This window comes from Butyrivibrio sp. XB500-5 (assembly GCF_003625505.1).
Lineage (GTDB): Bacteria > Bacillota > Clostridia > Lachnospirales > Lachnospiraceae > Butyrivibrio.
The window spans coordinates 107898-125599 of record NZ_RAIS01000007.1 but is presented as its reverse complement, the minus strand read 5'-3'; the positions used below and the strand labels follow the sequence as shown (position 1 = coordinate 125599).

Sequence of the window (17702 nt, the reverse complement as noted above, 5' to 3'; positions counted from 1 at the left end):
AAACTTCTATACCTTAATCTCTTACTTTATAAATGCTCAAGTCTCTCGGTAACTATCTCCATATCGCCGAGGCCGACTCTGTAAATGACATCTTCCAAAGTAATAAACTTTTTCCCTTTTATAAATTTTAGATGCTTGGGTGTAAACCTCATCTCAATGCCCTTAGGCGTCAGACCTGCGTTCACCCTATCCTGTATTGTACCACAAGTTTCCGAAGAATCATGTGGCATACTCTTACTTAGTATACACAATAATGTGCCTGCTGTCCTCACCAGTCCTTCCGCATTGGCATCAAGGCCCGCGTCGATCGACTGAAGAGCGCCTACAGACCACCTTTTGATGTTGCGATATATGCCGTATTCGCAGTCAAGCTCGACAAGCTTTTCCTCCGCGCTGTCATAGAGCCAGACTTCGTTTCCTTTAACGAACATGTCGCTCACCTTGAAAAGACCTCCCTCGAACGGGAAGCTGATGCCGACGTTCGTGCAGTCCGTGATCAAAATGTTGGCGTTGATCTCATGAAGCGCTTCTTCGTTGTCCACTCCGAAGATCACCTGCCCCGTTGCAATCTTATCTTCTATCCTGCCGTTTTCCTTATGGCTTATCCTGTTCGAATAATCATAAGGAGTCTGCACCGTGAATCTGTCGCTTCCGCACTCTTCGAAAGGTCCCGAAACGGGGAATCTTCCTCTTTTACGTCCGAAATAATCCGTGTCAAAAGAAATATCGCTTCCGTCAGGGTTTTCGAATCTCTGCTCGGGTTCAAACGCAGTTCCCAAAGTGCTTGTATTTACAGGCACGGTAAAGCCCCTTGGCAAAAATTCATAAAGATTGGTGTGGATCGTGTATCTGCCATCCGTCTCATCTATATTGAGCGTGATCTTGTGGTCCTTATCGACATGGCAAAAGCCTTCGTTATCGCACGGACGCGCCCCGTTAAAGTACGCATTACCGCCAAGATAAACAGGCATATGATCATAGTAAATATCTCTGTCTCCGTAGAGTTCGACCGCATCGCCCTTGAACTTGGAAAAATAGTCTGACGGCGACGGATAGTTATTATACGGAACCGTTCCGCAGATAAAGTTATTGAGATCCATAGTATCGTGGTTCTTGGATACGCAGTACTGCAGAAGATCGTCTCTTACCGGCTGCTGGATAAAGATATTGTTATAGAACCTTGCATCGCCGTGAAGGATCGTCATAAAGCCCGCAATCTTGGTAGAATGCGGCACGTGATAAGGCGTGTATCTGTCGGATGCAAATTTTCTTCCGTGATTACCCGTGCCCTGTCCCACATAGGTAAAAGAGCCTGCTATAAGATTATGTACAAAGGCAATGCCCTGAGTACTCATACGCGCTGCAATATCGGATAACAAAAGATTGTGATCTATAAGCGTCGGACCGTGAGAAACCTCTATAAAGATGTCCTCTCCGAGTGAAAGCTCATCCTGAATAAACGTACCCTTGGGAGGAACGTTGTCGTGCATGAAATTAAGATTAACTCTGGTTCCCTGGGCTTCCCAATCAAGCCAGATTCCTCTTGTGCAGTGATCGATATGATTGCGCCTTATCTGCGTGTCGATAGCCGCATGAAGCTTGATGCCGCCTATCTCGGCTCCTCTTAAATTATGTCTTATATTTATATGATGGATGTGATTGTCTTCAATAGTACAGAACGCACCACCCATGTGACCTACGATGCCTGTCTGTCCGCAGTCGTGGATATCGCAGCGTCTGATGATGTGCGAGCCGACATATCTTTTGTCCCAGCCTTCGTTGACTGCCCGGCATACGGCATCCCTCTGGGTCTGCGTGCCGTCTTTTAACCAAAAGCTCGTCCACTTGTTATTGTTGCCGGCCTGGAAATACTTGCCAAGACTGATTCCGCTGCACTTGGACTCTGAGATCTCACAATCTTCGATGATCCAGCCTTTTGACCAGTTGGGGCCTACCATACCTTCCTGGAATGCAGTCGGGGGTGCCCACTGAGTTGCGGCCTGTCTGAATGAAATGCCGGATACGGTTATGTAATTGACACCTATTTTTGCTGGGAAAAAGCATGCCTTTCTGACAGAGAACTCAACGTTTTCTCTGTTGGGATCAAGCCCGCCGAAGTTGGCATAGATAATGGTATTGTCATCCTCCTGCGCAGTGAACCACACAAGGGTTGTCGCAGCAGGGTCCCATGATCTCTTATCTTCTGTGGGGTGCATGCAAGATGGAAGGTCAAAGACTTCCGTCATGGATTTTCCGTTAAGATATACTTCGCCCGTATGCGGAGTCTCGTCGCTGCTTACAAAGAACCAGTCGCCACGAACAGTGTCCGTATAGGGATTGTAGTCACCGAAATAGCTGTTCGGAATACGAACGCGCCATACGTTTTCAAAAGCTTCCCAGTCGCTGAGTACCTCAGCTCCCGTGATCACGACATCACCCTTGGATGCAGCCTTATATGTGATCGGTTTATCTTTTGATCCGGAACAAGCCGGTTTAACCCATTCTCTGTATATTCCGGACGCAATGATGATCTCGTCGCCTTCTTTTGCAACTCTTGCCGCCTCGGAAACCGTTTTAAAAGGATGATAGGTGGAACCGTCTCCGCTTCTTAACACGCTGTCTGCTACGTAAATCTGCATATTCGCCTCCCAATAAAACCCTTTTGACCTTTTGGGCATCTCACCTTATAATTATACCACGTAAAAAACGCATAATGAGGTGATATACATGGCGCGAATGAAATATCTTTACGCAATAGCAATCCTCGCAGGCTTCATCCTTGCAGGACTTTTGATCAACTTCATAACAAAACTATTTTGACATAAAAAGTGACCGGCGGAGTTTCCACAGGTCACTTTTTTATCATCGTCAAATGACGCATCATATTTTTTTGTGCTGGTACAGATCCGAATCGGCCCTTGCGATGAAGGACTGAACGGATATAGGCTGCTCGAAGTCGTACTGGGCGATTCCTACGCTGACCGATACTTCGTAGGGAGTCCCGATGCTCTCTTCGAGTCTTTTGACATTGCTCTTGATCTGATCGGCAAGCCAGCTTGCCTCTGCTCTGTATGCCATTTCGGCTACGATAATGAATTCGTCTCCGCCGTATCTTGAGATAAAGAAGCGGTTTCTCGGGCCCTGACAGGCATCTTTTATAGCTCCCGCAACTCTCACAAGAATCTTATCCCCTTCGCTGTAACCGTAGTTGTCGTTGATAAGCTTGAAACCGTCGACATCAACTATCAAAAGGAAAAGTGGAAGCTCAGGCTCCTCAACATGCATCTTCTGCGAAAGATACTTGTACATCTGATTCTTGTTATTAAGCTGTGTAAGCGGATCAATGGATATAAGATTATCCATGTACGTGCTGTAAAGGTAAAATACCGCTGCAAGCGCTCCGTAGCAAAGGAACGGAACTCTCCAGTACATCGCCTGCAAAACGCCCAGTACAATAGGCGCCGCGGGGAAAATACCTATCATCAGATATATATACCTGTCAGTGTAAATGTTTCTGCAAAAAGCTCTTCTGAATGCATTAAACGATGCCGCGATCATGTATCCGAACGGCACGAGCACCAGAATAAAGTACAATCTTCCGCCCCTTAGGATGTTGTTTTCGTCAACATAGTAAACAAGGCCTGTTCTGTACGCCGTAATGCACAAAAAAGCCGCAACCCAAATGGGGATACTTAAAAGTACCCTGTTGGAATCGTGCTCTATATATTTTTCTTTTTGCATGATCTCTGAAAGAATAAACCAGATATATGCCGCAATACTGAGCAGTATATAGGTAAAAATATTGGATAGGTACACAAGCGTCATGGAACTTCCAAGGCAGCCCCCGTCCACAAGTGCCCAGAAAATCTCAGCTGCGGAATAAGCAATAAGCGTTATTATGAGGTTCCCCAAATAGATCTGTGAAAGCTGTTTGTTGATACCTCTGTTTATCTTAAAAAGAAGCAGGCCCAGAAGGAATATGCAGGCCAATTGTGCCTCAACATAGTAGAAGACGTAACCCAAATTAAAGACCTCCGAACATTCAATGAGCAGCCTTCCAGCCGCTCATTGTAATAAATATTTTATCACGAAATCTCATTACCTGTCTAAATAATTTATAGCTTATCTCGGTTTCTTTAAATCCCGTTCGCTATGGCCTTGAGCGCGTCAAATTCCGACTCATACACTCCGCCCATGGCCTCGATATCTTCCCATGTATACCATGCTCCGCTGAGCTGAATTCCGTTGATCGATATGTCGGTGGTTATAACCATAAACGGCTTGTGATTAACAACGATATACGCTGTTCTGTTAAGTCCAAAGGGGGTGACATAAACATGCCCCGTATCTATGAGATGATTAAGCTGATCTATTGATAAAGTCTTGGATAAAGGTACTGTCTTTGTCATGTTCAATGCCCCTCTTCCTAAGAAAAAACAAGTAGAAAATCTCTGCCAAATCATACGCAAAAAAATAAACCAGGTAGTATAAAATAATTATACTATCTGGCTTTTTGAGTGTAAATTCGTTTATATTTATTTAATATTTCCCTAATTCCAAGTTCATTCTTTTGACCGTCAAATGTTCCTAAGATCAAGAAGATTCTCGATTTCACGCGCCTGATCGGCCTCTCTCATCTCTTTTTTCTTCTGTCTCTGAGTCTTTTCGGTTTTTTCGGGCAAAAGAGCTTTCGCAATATCCTCTTCAACCTCTTCTATCTGCTGTTTCTGAGTAATCTCAGGGTTGAGATTGGTCTCGGGGATATCATCGAGGCTGGGATGCTTCTCGTTCTTCATAGCCGCAAGAAAACCGATAAGATCGACGTTAATATCGGAAATACTGCAGCCTATCGCTTTCTTTTTACCAACATTAAAGTTTCTGACAACTACGGTGCTGAGCTCATAGTTATGGAACGATGAGCCGTATCTGAATCTGACATCTATGTGGTCTCCCTCGTTGCACACCGTATCCTTGTCGAGAATCAGCGAGATTCCGCGCATCGAAATATCGTGAACCTTGCAGTTCTTAAGATCAATGGTGTTGCCGTTGATCGACATGATTCCGAGCTTATCGATATAGAACCTCTCGGCACGCCTTAAATTATCAGGCTCAAGCTCCGAAAGGCATCTTATAAGATGGAAGTTGCCGTACCTGGTCCTAACGGGCGTAACCGTGGTAGAAACGAACTTATAGACTCTCCCATCCCTCTTGTTTCTTATCTGAACATTGGCAGGCTCAAGAAATCTCATATACTTGCCAAAATACTCCATCGGCTGTACAAGCAGTCCCGCCGAGCATCCGAAAATCGCCTCGGTCATAAGAACTATTCCGTGTCCCGCAACAGATGCATGTATCTTGACTTCTGAGCCGTTTGCTATCTCACTTACTTTCATAAAAAAATAACCCCATGTGTAGCATACTTTCTATATCATGATATACTATGTAAAGAAAAAAAGGAAGTTGAAGAAAAAAGAAGGAAGTACGTCCGGAGGATCAAGACATGATAAAAGAAAACCTTGAATACGTTGAAAATAGAATCGCCGAAGCCTGCAAAAGAGCCGGCAGAGACAGAAGCGAAGTCACACTTATAGCAGTCAGCAAGACCAAGCCCGTCAGCGACCTTAGAGAAGCCATGGCATGCGGCATCACGGTATTCGGAGAAAATAAAGTTCAGGAAATAAGAGATAAAACGGCTGAGATCACAGAGCCTCTTTCATGGCACATGATAGGTCATCTTCAGGCCAACAAGGTTAAATACCTTCCCGGTGTTGCCTGCATGATCCACTCAGTCGATAACAAGAAGCTCGCAGATGAGATTGAGAAACAGGCAGCCAAGCACGACCTTGTAATGGACGTTCTCGTCGAAGTAAACATGGCTCACGAGGATACCAAGTTCGGCCTTTCACCCGATGAGGCAATAGATTTTGTAAAAGAGATCAGCACTCTGCCGCACCTCAACATCCGCGGATTTATGACTATCGCTCCCTATACGGAAAACCCTGAATCAAACCGTGTATATTTCAAGGGACTTCGCGAGTTAAAAGATAAAGTGAATGAACTTAACATCCCCAATGTTAAGATGGACACTCTTTCAATGGGAATGACAGGTGACTACGAAGTAGCCATCGAAGAAGGCGCAACCTTCGTAAGAGTCGGAACCGGAATCTTCGGAGAGCGCGACTACAGTAAGAAGGCATGATAAAAGAGCTGTGAATAATCACAGCTCTTTTTTGTCGTCTCAGAGTGAAAGCGCAGCCTTGTATCCGCCTTCGATCGCGTGTCTGATCCTGCCTGCTTTTTCGGCATCTCCGATCGTGATCATGTCCGGATACTCTTTTGCGATATCTTCTGCGATCGCATTGGATCTTGTTCCGAGTGAGATAACGATATTATCGTAGCTCGCCGTTACTTCTTTTCCGGTCTCAAGGTTATTGAACTTGGCCTCGTGCTCATCTACGCTTACAAGCTGATGCTTAGCAAAGAATTTGCATCCGCCGGGAGCAAGTCTTCCCATAACATCAATAAGATTCTGGAAGAAGAGTCCGGGTCCGATATCGTCAGCCATCTCGTAAAGCTCAATGCTGTTTCCTTTTTCCTGAAGGAATTCCGCAGTCTCGATTCCGGTCATACCTGAACCTACTACGCAGACTTTTTTGCCCGAAAGATTAACTCTTCCCGCCAAAACATCAGGCGGAGTGATGATAAAGCTACCGTCAAGTCCCGGTATGCTTCTTGGAAGAACCGGTGAAGAACCGATAGCATTGATAACCTTATAAGGATTCTCCTTCTTGATAAGCTCGGCAGTTGCCTCGGTATTAAGTCGAACTTCGATGCCGTACTTCTCGATCATAGCCTGATAGTACTCAATAAGCCATGTGATCTTGTCTTTCTTGGGAGGCTTATTTGCAAGATTAAGCTGTCCGCCGATCTCTCCTGCCGCCTCAAAAATAACAGGCTTAAATCCACGCTCTGCCGCAACTCTTGCCGCCTCAAGTCCCGCAGGACCTGCGCCAAGGATCACTACTTTCTTTCCGTCTCCGTTGTTCTTAAGAGGAAGATACGTGCACTCCTCGCCTCCCTCGATATTTACAGTACACTGGCAGCGAATTCCGTTGTCTTCGTCCGCAGCCATAAGGCTTTCCATACAGTTAAGACAGGAAATGCACTTTCTGAGCTCTTTTTCCCTGCCTTCTTTGACCTTGTTGCCCCAGTAAGGGTCGGCAAAGAACTGTCTGGCAGAACCAACGAATGAAACTCCTTTATTAAGGAAATCAACTGCGCCCTGGGGAGTTCTGATAACTGAACATGCGATAACGGGGATCTTCACCGCTTTCGCGATAGTTGCTCCGTTAACCATCTTCCAGCCTTCATCAAAGCCTGTAGGCTCCCAAGCCCAGTTCATGGTTTCGTAGTTTCCGGCTGAAACGTCAAGCGCATCAACGCCGTAGCTTTCAAAAAGCTTGGCCATCTCAACCGCTTCCTCAAGGATCATTCCGCCTTCTTTTCCGATCTCGCGCATATATTCGTCAGCGGAATATCTGATGATTATCGGATAATCTCCGCATTTTTCCCTGATGCCTTCAACGATCTCTTTTATAATTCTTACTCTGTTCTCGATACTTCCGCCGTATTCATCTGTTCTGTGATTTGTGTATGAAGAAATGAATTCGCAGAGAAGATATCCGTGAGCCGCATGAAGCACAACGCCGTCTACTCCTGCTTTCTGCATGCGAACTGCGCTGTCCACAAAATCTTTTACCGTATCATGAATCTCTTCAACGGTCATTGCATGAGTGGGCATATGGATGAGATCGCTCTCCTGTCCGCTCGGTGATGCCATCGATCCGCCGTTCAAAGGCGCAATTCCCTGACATCCGGGATGATAAAGCTCAACAAATAAAAGTGATCCGTATTTATGGATACTGTCCGCCATCTTCTTGTATCCGGGAATGAACTTGTCGTCATCCGTACAGATATTTCTGATGTTTCCGCGTCCGGTCTTGCTGTTGACAGAAGCAACCTCTGTCATTACAATTCCGCATCCGCCTTTGGCTCTTTCGGTATAAAAAGCGATATCTCTTTCAGAAACGCTACCGTCAAGCTCTGCGTAATAGTTGCCCATTGGTTCGAAAACCAGTCTGTTAGGTGATGTTACTTTGCCAATTTTTTGCTCGGTAAAAAGCTGTTCGTACATATCTCCTACCTCCTATACTTCCACTTATAAATCTTAGAGTAGCTCTAAGTCAATGTTTTTTATATTAAATTATTATAATCACTTTAATCACTTGAAAATATCAGTGTTTTGCGCTATCCTTATATCTGCAAAAGTTAAAGTAACTCGAGGTGATCGCTATGGTAAATATGGAAGATTGCGTTAAGTCTTTATCTATGGACCATCCACTTGATACAACGCCCAAATATTCCGTAACTCAGGCCTCCAAACTGGTCGAAATCTCGGAACATACGCTTAGATACTATGATGACAAGGATCTTTTCCCTTTCCTTCAAAAAAATACCGCAGGCAAGCGTCTTTTCTCGGAAGCAGACCTTCAGTGGGCCAAGCTCCTTGAATGCCTGAGCAATTCAGGCCTTTCGATAAAAGAGATGCAGAAGTACGTTAAACTCTGCACTATCGGCGACTCTACAGTTCCCGAACGTTTTGAGATCTTGAAAAAACAGGAAAAGATTGTAAAAGATCAGATAAAAGAGAAAAAGAAACAGCTCAAACTCTTGCAGTTCAAGCTGGATTACTACGAAAAATGGTGCCGGAGGATATAATCCTCGGCACCATTTGTTATTTCTATTGTACTTCTATTCGAATCGGCGATCAGAAGCGAATCTGCTTCTCTGCCATTCCTCTTATCAGAAGCGGATCTGCTTCTCTACCATTCCTCTTATCAGAAGCGGATCTGCTTCTCTACCATTCTTACGAATTCGACGTTGTTTCTAGTCTTTGAGAAGAGGTTGATGCACTGGTCAACCGCATCGTCGGCCTTCATTCCGTTGAAGCCCTTTCTCAAGCTGTTGATCGCAACAAGCTCTTCGTTTGTAAGAAGGAGATCTTCTCTTCTTGTGCTGGACTTGGGAATATTGATAGCAGGGAAGATTCTCTTTTCCTGGAGCTTTCTGTCGAGAACCATTTCCATGTTACCTGTTCCCTTGAATTCCTCATAAATAACATCGTCCATCTTGGAACCTGTCTCTATAAGTGCTGTAGCAAGAATTGTAAGGCTTCCGCCCTCTCTCATATTTCTCGCTGCACCGAAGAATCTCTTGGGCATATGAAGAGCTGCGGGATCAAGACCACCGGAAAGTGTTCTTCCTGAAGGAGGAACAACGATGTTGTAAGCTCTTGTAAGTCTTGTGATAGAGTCAAGAAGGATAACTACATCCTTACCGTGCTCAACAAGTCTCTTTGCTCTTTCCATAACCATCTCTGCAACTCTCTTATGATGCTCGGGAAGCTCATCGAAAGTTGAGTAGATAACTTCTGCGTTAGGTCCCTCAATTGATTCCTTGATATCCGTAACTTCCTCAGGTCTCTCATCGATAAGAAGGATGATGAGATGAATCTCGGGGCTGTTCATAAGGATTGACTTGGCAACTTCCTTAAGAAGTGTTGTCTTACCTGCCTTGGGAGGAGATACGATCATACCTCTCTGTCCCTTACCGATGGGGCTGATAAGATCCATGATCCTCATTGCAACAGATGCAGTGGGAGTCTCAAGTCTGATCTTGGAATTAGGGAAAACAGGAGTCATATTCTCAAAGTTCCATCTTCCCATAGCAACCTCAGGCTTGTAACCGTTAACAGTATCAAGTCTTGAAAGCGCTGCAAATTTATCTGTCTCTTTCTTGGGTCTGCATGTACCCGAAAGAATATCACCGGTCTTTAAATTAAATCTTCTGATAAGGCTGGGAGCAACATAAACGTCGTTCTCGCCGGGAAGATAATTCTCGCATCTGATGAATCCGTATCCGTCCTGCATAACTTCAAGGATTCCGTTAGCGCTGTCGCCCTCTTCGATCTCAACCTCGGGCTCTTCCTGAGAATGTGCGCCGTCCTGCTTATCTGCTTTATGAGCTGCATCGGCCTTGTCGGCTCTGCGACCTTCGGACTTATCCGCTCTGCGACCTGCGTTATCTGATGCATCTCCTCTGGATGAAACTACGTCCTGCTTGTCGGAAGCATCAGTGGATTCGCTGTTTGCGGTAGTAACCACAATCTTCTTTCTGGAAGGCTTAGCAGGTGCCTTCTTCTCTTCAGCTGCTTCGCTCTGCTCCTTGGCTTTCTCGGCAGCCTCCTTTTCATCAAGTTCGCACATTAGATCAATGATCTCAGACTTTTTAAGTCCGGCTACGCCCTTGATTCCTCTTTTCTTTGCAATGTCTCTTAAATCATTCAGTTTCAGTGTTTCGTATTTTTCTCTCAAGTTCTCTCCATTCCGCGCCACATGCGCATTTATATAAGCAACTTCAAATTATTTTCAATGGAATCAGCAAACGACTGCGTGAAATACGCGTTTGTTTAAAGAACAAATCCTAATTTACTTACTGAATGTACAATACACCATTTTAACGATAAAATCAACATTTTATCACAGAAATTCCCTGTATTTTCCTACAAAAAATTGAGATTTGTAAATTTAAATCTTGAATATAAGAGACTTTTGTTCACAATTTGCATTCCGCTACCGCTCTCCGAGCGCTTTCCCGCAAATCACCCGTAATCGTCCTCTCCGCTTTACGGGGCGCGCTTCACTTTCTTTCCTCACCCCGTAAACTCGTCTTCAACTTTACGGGTTACGCTTTACTTCCTTCCCTCACCCCGTAATTGCGCTCTCCTCTTTACGGGGCGCGCTTCACTTCCTTCCCTCAACCCGTAATTGTGCTCTCCTCTTTACGGGCTGCGCTTCACTTTCTTCCCTCACCCCGTAATTGCGCTCTCCTCTTTACGGGGCGCGCTTCACTTTCTCCTCTCACCCCGTAAACACACTTGCCCCAGCACCGCCCCACGCACATTTTTTCTTTCTAGGCGGTGCACACCACATCTTTCGCACCGCCTACTGCGCAACTTTTTTCTCTCAGGCGGTGCACATCCCATCTTTCGCACCGCCTACAGCGCACTTTTCCCTCTCAGGCGGTGCACACCACAACTTTCGCACCGCCTACCGCACACTTTTCCCTCTCAGGCGGTTCACACCACATCTTTCGCACCGCCCACTGCGCAACTTTTTTCTCTCAGGCGGTGCACACCACAACTTTCGCACCGCCTACTGCGCAACTTTTTTCTCTTAGGCGGTGCACATCCCATCTTTCGCACCGCCTACTGCGCAACTTTTCTTTCCGGGCGGTGCACAGCCCAACTTTTGCACCACCTCACACGCGAACTTCTTTCTCTGGCGGTACACAGCCTTAATTTGCCGCGTCCCCCATCTATCATCAGTCGCTTCCGCACCGCCGCGCCCTCCGCCCAGCGCAAACCGCGAAGTCAAGGGAGCGTGGAATAAACCGGAGCGCTGCCGGCGCGAGGATTTATGCCGCGAAAGCCCTTGACCGCGCGGCGGCAAAGATTATCCTACGTAAAAGGGGCGCAAGCAATTTGCTTGCACCCCTGCTTCCGGCGAGGATGGGTCCGGGCAAAGCCCGGCCATTCCGCTGCCACTTCATTTTCTATTTAATCATTAAACTTGCCATATAGGATCTTTGCAAGCTCAGAGTTCTTATCAAGAACAATTGTCTTGTCGCCGGTCATCGAAGCCTTGATGGCATCAAGTCCTCTGATGTAACTGTAGAACTCTGCTTTTTCCTCGGTATCATATGCCTTGGAAAGTGTTTCCATGTATGATGACTCACCTTCTGCGATGAGCTTGGCTGCGTCTTTCTCAGCCTGAGCCTTTACAATGGCTACTTCCTTGTCGGTCTCGTTGTGGATCTTCTGAGCCTCGGCGTCACCCTGAGCAGTGTATGAAGCAGCGATGTTGTTTCGCTCTGAGATCATACGCTCATATACAGCATTCTTGTTATCATCAGGAAGATCGAGAGCCTTGATCTGTGCCTGAACAATTGTGATTCCGTAGCCTGCCATATCGTCATTGGCTTCTTCGGATATAAGCTTGGTGAGCGTCTCGCCTCTTGCCTCAATGACTTCGTCCTGAGTCATGGAAGAGATCGCATTCTTGGTCGCATTGTATACGGATGCCTCGATTCTCTCCTCGGCTCTTGCTGTAAGAGCATTAAGAGTCTGAACATATTTAAGCGGCTCCGTAACTCTCCAGATAACATATGTATCTGTGATCATAGACTTTTTATCTTTAGTGATAACGTCTGAAGCGGGGATATCATATAGAACCGCCTTGGCGCTTATCGTCTGAGCGTCATCAATAAAAGGCGTCTTGAAATGAAGTCCCGGATCATCTGCAATTGCGATGATCTTACCGAATCTTCTGACTGTTACATATTCATTTTGATGAACTATATATGTGGCTGAACCTAATACTATAAGCAGTGCCAGCACAATAAAAACTATTAATCCTGAAAATACACCTTTTTTATTTACCATGTTAACCTCCTCAATCACTAAAGCTTTCAAGCGGAAGCATCTGCTGAGTCTGTCCGTCCGTGATTATAACCTTAAGTTCGGGGAGAACGTCCTCCATTGCTTCGTAGAAAAGTCTCTTCTTGGTGATATAAGGCTGTAACTTGTACTGCTCATACATCTCGTTAAATCTTGCAACCTGACCTTCGGCCTCGGCAATTCTTGACTGCTTCTTAGCCTCGGCGTCCTGGATAATCTTATCGGCTGTAGCCTCTGCCTTGGGAAGCTCTTCGCTCTGATACTTCTTGGCATTGTTAATAGCAGTCTCTTTTCCCTGCTTGGCAGTTTCTACTGACTTAAATGCCTGAACAATTTCCTCCGTGGGCGGCTCAGCGTCCTGAACAGAGAGATTGACTACCATAAGGCCGATCTTCTTTTCGGTAAGTTCATTCTGAAGCTTCTCTTTTACCTCAGCCTGAATCTGACCCTTAGCTGTTGTGATAACGTCATCAACAGGATAGTTGACAACAGTATTTCTGATGCATGCAAGAGCCATGTTCTTCATGATAAGCTCGGGCTCTTCACTGTTGTAATAAGCGGCAACGGGGTCGCTTACCTTGTATTCAAGATAAAAATCGATATCAACAAAATTAAAATCAGACGTGATCATAACACCTTCGTCATCAACCGTGATGTTCTGACCGTCTTTGATCGTGTAACCGATTCCGATTCCGTGAGTTGTCATATCGATAAGATGTGCACTCTGGATGAAAGGAACCTTGAAATAAAGTCCGGCGGTATCTACTCTTACTACCTTTCCGAACATAGTCAGGATCGCCTGCTCCTGCTCTTTTACCTGATAAAATCCCTGACTGATAACAAGAAGAATGAACAATGCAACTATTCCTGCAAGTATCGTCTTAGGATTTATCTTAAGCGATTGCTTTCTCATAAAATATCCTCCCTTTTATATGGTTAAAAAACGTCGGCGTGCGCCGAAACACACGCCGACATCATTTATCTTTTTATAAATCCATTACTGGAAGTTCGTGATCAATGCTATAACTCTCAGTGCAAAGAGTACAAATACAACCCACATGATAGGGCTTACTTCCTTAGCTTTCTTGGAAACAACCTTGAGGATAACCCATGCAAGAACCGCAAACATGATTCCTGTAGCGATTGAATATGCAAGAGGCATCATAACTACTGCAAGGTATGCTCCTACAGAATCAGCGATGTCGCCGTCGAACTTAACCTTTGTGATACTCATGAGCATGAGCATACCAACATAGATAAGTGCGGGAGCTGTTGCAAATGAAGGAATGGCAAGGAACAGAGGGCTAAGTACAAGTGATACAAGGAAAAGAACACCTGTTGTAAGAGCTGTAAGACCTGTTCTACCGCCGGCTGCAACACCTGCGCTTGACTCTACAAAGCTTGTTACCGTTGAAGTACCGAGGAGGGCACCTGATGTTGTTCCTACAGCGTCAGCAAGGAATACCTGACCAACTCTGGGAAGGTTGCCGTCCTTATCAAGAAGGCCTGCTTTGTCGGCAACACCTACTACTGTTCCTACTGTGTCAAAGAGATCTACATAGAGGAAGCTGAATGTGATAGCAAGGAACTGAATGATATGGCTTGCTGCCCATCCGAAGTTAAGCTTGAATGCTGTCTCTGAGATTGCTCCGAGCTGAAGTCCTCTTGAGAAATCAGGGAAAAGGCTTGTTCCTTCAGCAGGTACATAAATGCCTGCAGCCTGAAGGATCATACCAACAATCCAGATAACGATGATTCCGATAAGAACGCCGCCTCGTACATTGTAGTGAACAAGTGCTGCGATAAGTATCAAACCGATAAGAGCAAGTACCATATCAAGATCTGAGAAGCTTCCGAGACCAACTACTGTAGCGTCGTTAGCAATGATGATACGTGCATTCTGCATTCCGATGAATGCGATGAAAAGTCCGATACCTGCTGAGATACCGAATTTAAGATTCTGGGGAATACTATTGATGATCTGCTCACGGAATTTGAAGAATGAAAGGACGATAAAGATAAGACCTTCCACAAATACCGCTGTAAGAGCGATCCTAAAGGGCTCTGCCTCATTTGCAAGTTCACCTAAGCATACGGTGTAAGCAAAGTAAGCGTTAAGTCCGAGTCCTGCTGACAATCCGATAGGATAGTTTGCAAGGAATGCCATGATAAAAGTAGCGATGGCTGATGCAAGTGCCGTAGCGACAAATACACCGTTTGCATTCATTACAGTACCCAGGATATTAGGGTTAACGGCCAGAATGTAAGCCATTGTAAGGAATGTTGTGGCACCGGCAAGAATCTCTCTCTTGACCGTGGTGTCATGTTCTTTGAGTTTGAATAACTTTTCCAACATACTTTTTCTTCTCCTTTGTTAGATATGACTATTATCTTTTACAAAAGCCGCGTCACCTGTACAGGATCCTGCCGACTACGTAAGCCACCTCATAAGCGTTGTCATATAACTCAAAGAGAACGTGTGCCATAACCGTGACATAGACGTTCCTTGTCAAAAGATATGCGATCGTAACGGGCAGAGCCATAAGCATCCACTCTGCAATCCCCAACCAGCCGTGTGCTCTTGCAATTGAACAGAGCAACAGACTGACAACCGTAAGGATCGCCGTCTTTTTCTTATTGTCAAAAGAGATTAAGGCCCTTCTGTAGAAAAACTCCTCAGCAACGGGCTTCATAATAATCATCATGAAAGCGTATACTAAAGTAGGCACAAGATCATTCTCGACGATAATGTTGATCACATGGTCGTCGATATCATAGGAAAACGTCATCGTGATAAAATCTTTAAGCTTACCTGCGCCGAACAGACCGAAAAACGTAAGTGCTACAGGTAGCCAGAAATCTACTATCTTACCAAAATGACTGCGCATCTTCCTAAAAGAGAACTGCTTGTGAATGAAATAAAAGTAGATAAGCAGTCCCAAATAGAATATAAAGAATAAATTAAAAGCTTGCTTGGGCACCACAATAGTGGCTATGACCAACGCCAATTCCCATAGCAGCGGTATATATAAACGGTTCAAAATAAACTCCTTCAACTCAAACTTTTCCGAATTGGTAAATAACCATACTCAATAATTATAAATTCAATGATTATAGAGGTCAATTCATTTATTCCGATTTTTCAACCACTATTATACAGTTTGACGCAGGGTACTCCGTTTCCTCATCTTTTTCATCCAAAAGATCCAGATACTTGCCGAGATTATCGGGATATCCGGGCTCCAAAAACTCTTTTGCCACGATAACCGATGCGCCCATCTCCTCAAAGAACTCGCGATACTCTCGCAGCGTAAAATAGCCGAACTGCTCCTGCACTTCATGCGCATAGCTCTCGTTGCCCCATGTGTAAGTGTACAGAAACTCTCTTATAAAATTGATGTCTCCCGAAACCGTAAGACTCTTATCATCGGTAAAAAGAACTTTCTTCTCCTCGGGGATATCCTTAAGCCCCTTGAAGTCCTTGACATAGTTCTTAAAGAAATCAAGCCCCGCCGCAGTCTTAAACCTTATCTTCCTGACTGCGTTTCCTTCAGTCTTGATACCGTCGCGGATTATGATCCTTCCGCCATTTCCGAGGCTGTCGTAGGCGTTTCTAAGAGCCTTCTTGACACTCGCGATATCAAACCTTCCGTTCTCGCCCTCTGTGTATGAATAGATCTCATGCAGGATCGAGGAAAAGATAATGCTTCCAACCTCTCTTCCCATGGTACCGTCAACGAAATTGTGGACCAGAACGTTCCAGCCGTGGCCCTCGCGATGTTTCTTTTGATTAAGAGCCTCGATGACATTAGTAGAAATGTCGGTTCCAATGATCTCCTTGTCCGGGAACCTGCTCTCAAGCTTATCCAGAAGGATTCCGCCGCCCGAACCAACGTCAACGACGCTATTTCCCGTTACGTAGTCAACAACGCTGTCCTTGGTGCTCTTTGCAACGTTGTTCATGGTGCTAAGGTACTTATCCTCATTATTAAGCCTGTCAAAGGCATCTCTTCTGAATCCAAACATGTCATAGAGCACGATTATGCTCTTTTCAAAGGTAAGAAGTCCGCTTCTTTCAGCCTCGACGCAGAACTCGATGAGCTTCTCGCAGACCTTCGAAAACTTAAAGTCTACGAACGCGCTCTTATTCTCGATCGTAACGGAAATATCCACGTTCTGAACGGACGCATCCAAAAGATATTTCTCTATGATGCGCTTTTTGTATACATTGACGTGCTTTTTGCCCTCGTAGTCGTAATAAAGATTGTCGGAAAGAGGCTTGAAATTAAGATGCTCTACTTCTTCCCCGGACTTCGTGATTTCTTTTAACGTATTTACAAGGACAGTCTTGATCTGGCCCATGTCAAAGCTTGAGAGCGCAGCCTCGAAGTACCATAGCTCGTACTTTGGAAAGATTTCCTTGTCAAAAAAGTCTACGTCGCTTGCAAAGAACTCCATCTCGCCGGGACACAGCCTCTGAAGCCTGTACTGAGGCGAAAACTCTTTTAACTGACCCGAAGCGATATCGGCTATGAGCGAGCGTACGCTCACTTTGTTGGACTCCCAGATCTTCTCCGAGACAGCCCTTATGATGCACTCGTTAAGCGCAAACAAGAGCCTTTGCAGATCATGCTCCTTGTCGTCACGATATGCCAAAAGCTCTTTATTCCCCGAAACCGAGATCTCACCGCGAATACACTGACCAATAACTCCGTGAGTCTTGATCAGTGTATAGATAAAGCCGTCATCACCCGTTTCATCTCTATAGATATAGGCAGATGCTATGTTGTGTATATCAAGCGGGTAGCCCTTTTCGCGCCATGCATTTCGCTCCTTGGAAATGCCGCCCTTTGCTACCTCCGACCATTTAAGCGTCGTCGCCACAAGCTCTTTTTCCTCCGCCGGAAGGCCGTCGCGCTCGGCGATCTCATCGAGGATATCAAGAGTCTTCATCACATACATCAAAGTCTCTTTTCCCGATAAGCTTCCCATGCTCTCAAGGCGCTCCGCGTTGACGTAAACATTGTCCGTCTCCGTCAGGAACTTAAGCCAGCGATTTCCCTCAAGCACTCCTTCCTTAATATTTCCTTCGCCGTCAAAATATCTGTCAAAATTCTTCCCCATG

General features: G+C 45.3%; 13 protein-coding genes. 2 read left to right on the top strand and 11 right to left on the bottom strand.

Going from position 1 to position 17702, the window contains the following annotated elements; all coding sequences use genetic code 11:
* Nucleotides 1–26: 26 nt before the first annotated feature.
* The 4 genes from D6856_RS12785 to D6856_RS12770 all read right to left on the bottom strand — a co-directional run bounded on the left by D6856_RS12785 (nt 27) and on the right by D6856_RS12770 (nt 5393).
* On the bottom strand, nt 27–2639 hold the full coding sequence (locus D6856_RS12785) for a right-handed parallel beta-helix repeat-containing protein (protein ID WP_120687218.1): 2613 nt from the start codon (nt 2637–2639) through the stop codon (nt 27–29).
* A 241-nt stretch (nt 2640–2880) separates the two neighbouring features.
* A complete protein-coding gene (locus D6856_RS12780) occupies nt 2881–4023 on the bottom strand; it encodes a GGDEF domain-containing protein (RefSeq protein WP_120687217.1) in 1143 nt (380 codons plus the stop codon).
* 113 nt (nt 4024–4136) lie between these two features.
* Complete coding sequence (locus D6856_RS12775) at nt 4137–4409, bottom strand: hypothetical protein (protein WP_092244854.1); 273 nt, start codon at nt 4407–4409, stop codon at nt 4137–4139.
* Nucleotides 4410–4577: 168 nt separating this feature from the next.
* On the bottom strand, nt 4578–5393 hold the full coding sequence (locus tag D6856_RS12770; RefSeq protein ID WP_120687216.1) for a PilZ domain-containing protein: 816 nt from the start codon (nt 5391–5393) through the stop codon (nt 4578–4580).
* Between the two features lie 107 nt (nt 5394–5500).
* Between D6856_RS12770 and D6856_RS12765 the strand changes: the two genes are divergently transcribed.
* Nucleotides 5501–6199, top strand: coding sequence for a YggS family pyridoxal phosphate-dependent enzyme (locus D6856_RS12765; RefSeq protein ID WP_120687215.1), 699 nt, complete (start codon nt 5501–5503; stop codon nt 6197–6199).
* Between the two features lie 39 nt (nt 6200–6238).
* Here the strand turns inward: D6856_RS12765 and D6856_RS12760 are convergent, their stop codons facing one another.
* Nucleotides 6239–8194: an oxidoreductase gene (locus D6856_RS12760; RefSeq protein WP_120687214.1), complete on the bottom strand. Its 1956-nt coding sequence runs from the start codon at nt 8192–8194 to the stop codon at nt 6239–6241.
* A 158-nt stretch (nt 8195–8352) separates the two neighbouring features.
* Between D6856_RS12760 and D6856_RS12755 the strand changes: the two genes are divergently transcribed.
* Nucleotides 8353–8778, top strand: a complete 426-nt coding sequence (locus tag D6856_RS12755) for a MerR family transcriptional regulator (RefSeq protein WP_120687213.1) — start codon at nt 8353–8355, stop codon at nt 8776–8778.
* Between the two features lie 119 nt (nt 8779–8897).
* Here the strand turns inward: D6856_RS12755 and rho are convergent, their stop codons facing one another.
* The 6 genes from rho to D6856_RS12725 form a co-directional block, all read right to left on the bottom strand.
* Entirely contained in the window at nt 8898–10433 is a 1536-nt protein-coding gene (gene rho / locus D6856_RS12750; RefSeq protein WP_120687212.1) for a transcription termination factor Rho, read from the bottom strand.
* A 1244-nt stretch (nt 10434–11677) separates the two neighbouring features.
* Entirely contained in the window at nt 11678–12562 is an 885-nt protein-coding gene (gene hflC, locus D6856_RS12745; protein ID WP_120687211.1) for a protease modulator HflC, read from the bottom strand.
* 10 nt (nt 12563–12572) lie between these two features.
* A complete protein-coding gene (hflK, locus tag D6856_RS12740; RefSeq protein ID WP_120687210.1) occupies nt 12573–13490 on the bottom strand; it encodes an FtsH protease activity modulator HflK in 918 nt (305 codons plus the stop codon).
* An 84-nt stretch (nt 13491–13574) separates the two neighbouring features.
* Entirely contained in the window at nt 13575–14933 is a 1359-nt protein-coding gene (locus D6856_RS12735) for an NCS2 family permease (protein WP_330392951.1), read from the bottom strand.
* Nucleotides 14934–14985: 52 nt separating this feature from the next.
* The gene (locus tag D6856_RS12730) at nt 14986–15618 is read right to left on the bottom strand and encodes a CPBP family glutamic-type intramembrane protease (protein WP_147367844.1); all 633 of its coding nucleotides are present in this window, start codon (nt 15616–15618) and stop codon (nt 14986–14988) included.
* Nucleotides 15619–15706: 88 nt separating this feature from the next.
* Nucleotides 15707–17701 (bottom strand): methyltransferase domain-containing protein, encoded by a 1995-nt coding sequence (locus tag D6856_RS12725; RefSeq protein WP_120687208.1) that lies wholly within the window; start codon nt 17699–17701, stop codon nt 15707–15709.
* Between the last annotated feature and the right edge of the window lies 1 nt (nt 17702).

Coding starts and splice junctions, on each gene's coding strand:
- D6856_RS12785 (WP_120687218.1), bottom strand. CDS start 2,639: ATGCAGATTTACGTAGCAGACAGCGTGTTAAGAAGCGGAGACGGTTCC.
- D6856_RS12775 (WP_092244854.1), bottom strand. CDS start 4,409: ATGACAAAGACAGTACCTTTATCCAAGACTTTATCAATAGATCAGCTT.
- D6856_RS12770 (WP_120687216.1), bottom strand. CDS start 5,393: ATGAAAGTAAGTGAGATAGCAAACGGCTCAGAAGTCAAGATACATGCA.
- D6856_RS12765 (WP_120687215.1), top strand. CDS start 5,501: ATGATAAAAGAAAACCTTGAATACGTTGAAAATAGAATCGCCGAAGCC.
- D6856_RS12760 (WP_120687214.1), bottom strand. CDS start 8,194: ATGTACGAACAGCTTTTTACCGAGCAAAAAATTGGCAAAGTAACATCA.
- D6856_RS12755 (WP_120687213.1), top strand. CDS start 8,353: ATGGTAAATATGGAAGATTGCGTTAAGTCTTTATCTATGGACCATCCA.
- hflC (WP_120687211.1), bottom strand. CDS start 12,562: ATGGTAAATAAAAAAGGTGTATTTTCAGGATTAATAGTTTTTATTGTG.
- hflK (WP_120687210.1), bottom strand. CDS start 13,490: ATGAGAAAGCAATCGCTTAAGATAAATCCTAAGACGATACTTGCAGGA.
- D6856_RS12735 (WP_330392951.1), bottom strand. CDS start 14,933: ATGTTGGAAAAGTTATTCAAACTCAAAGAACATGACACCACGGTCAAG.
- D6856_RS12725 (WP_120687208.1), bottom strand. CDS start 17,701: ATGGGGAAGAATTTTGACAGATATTTTGACGGCGAAGGAAATATTAAG.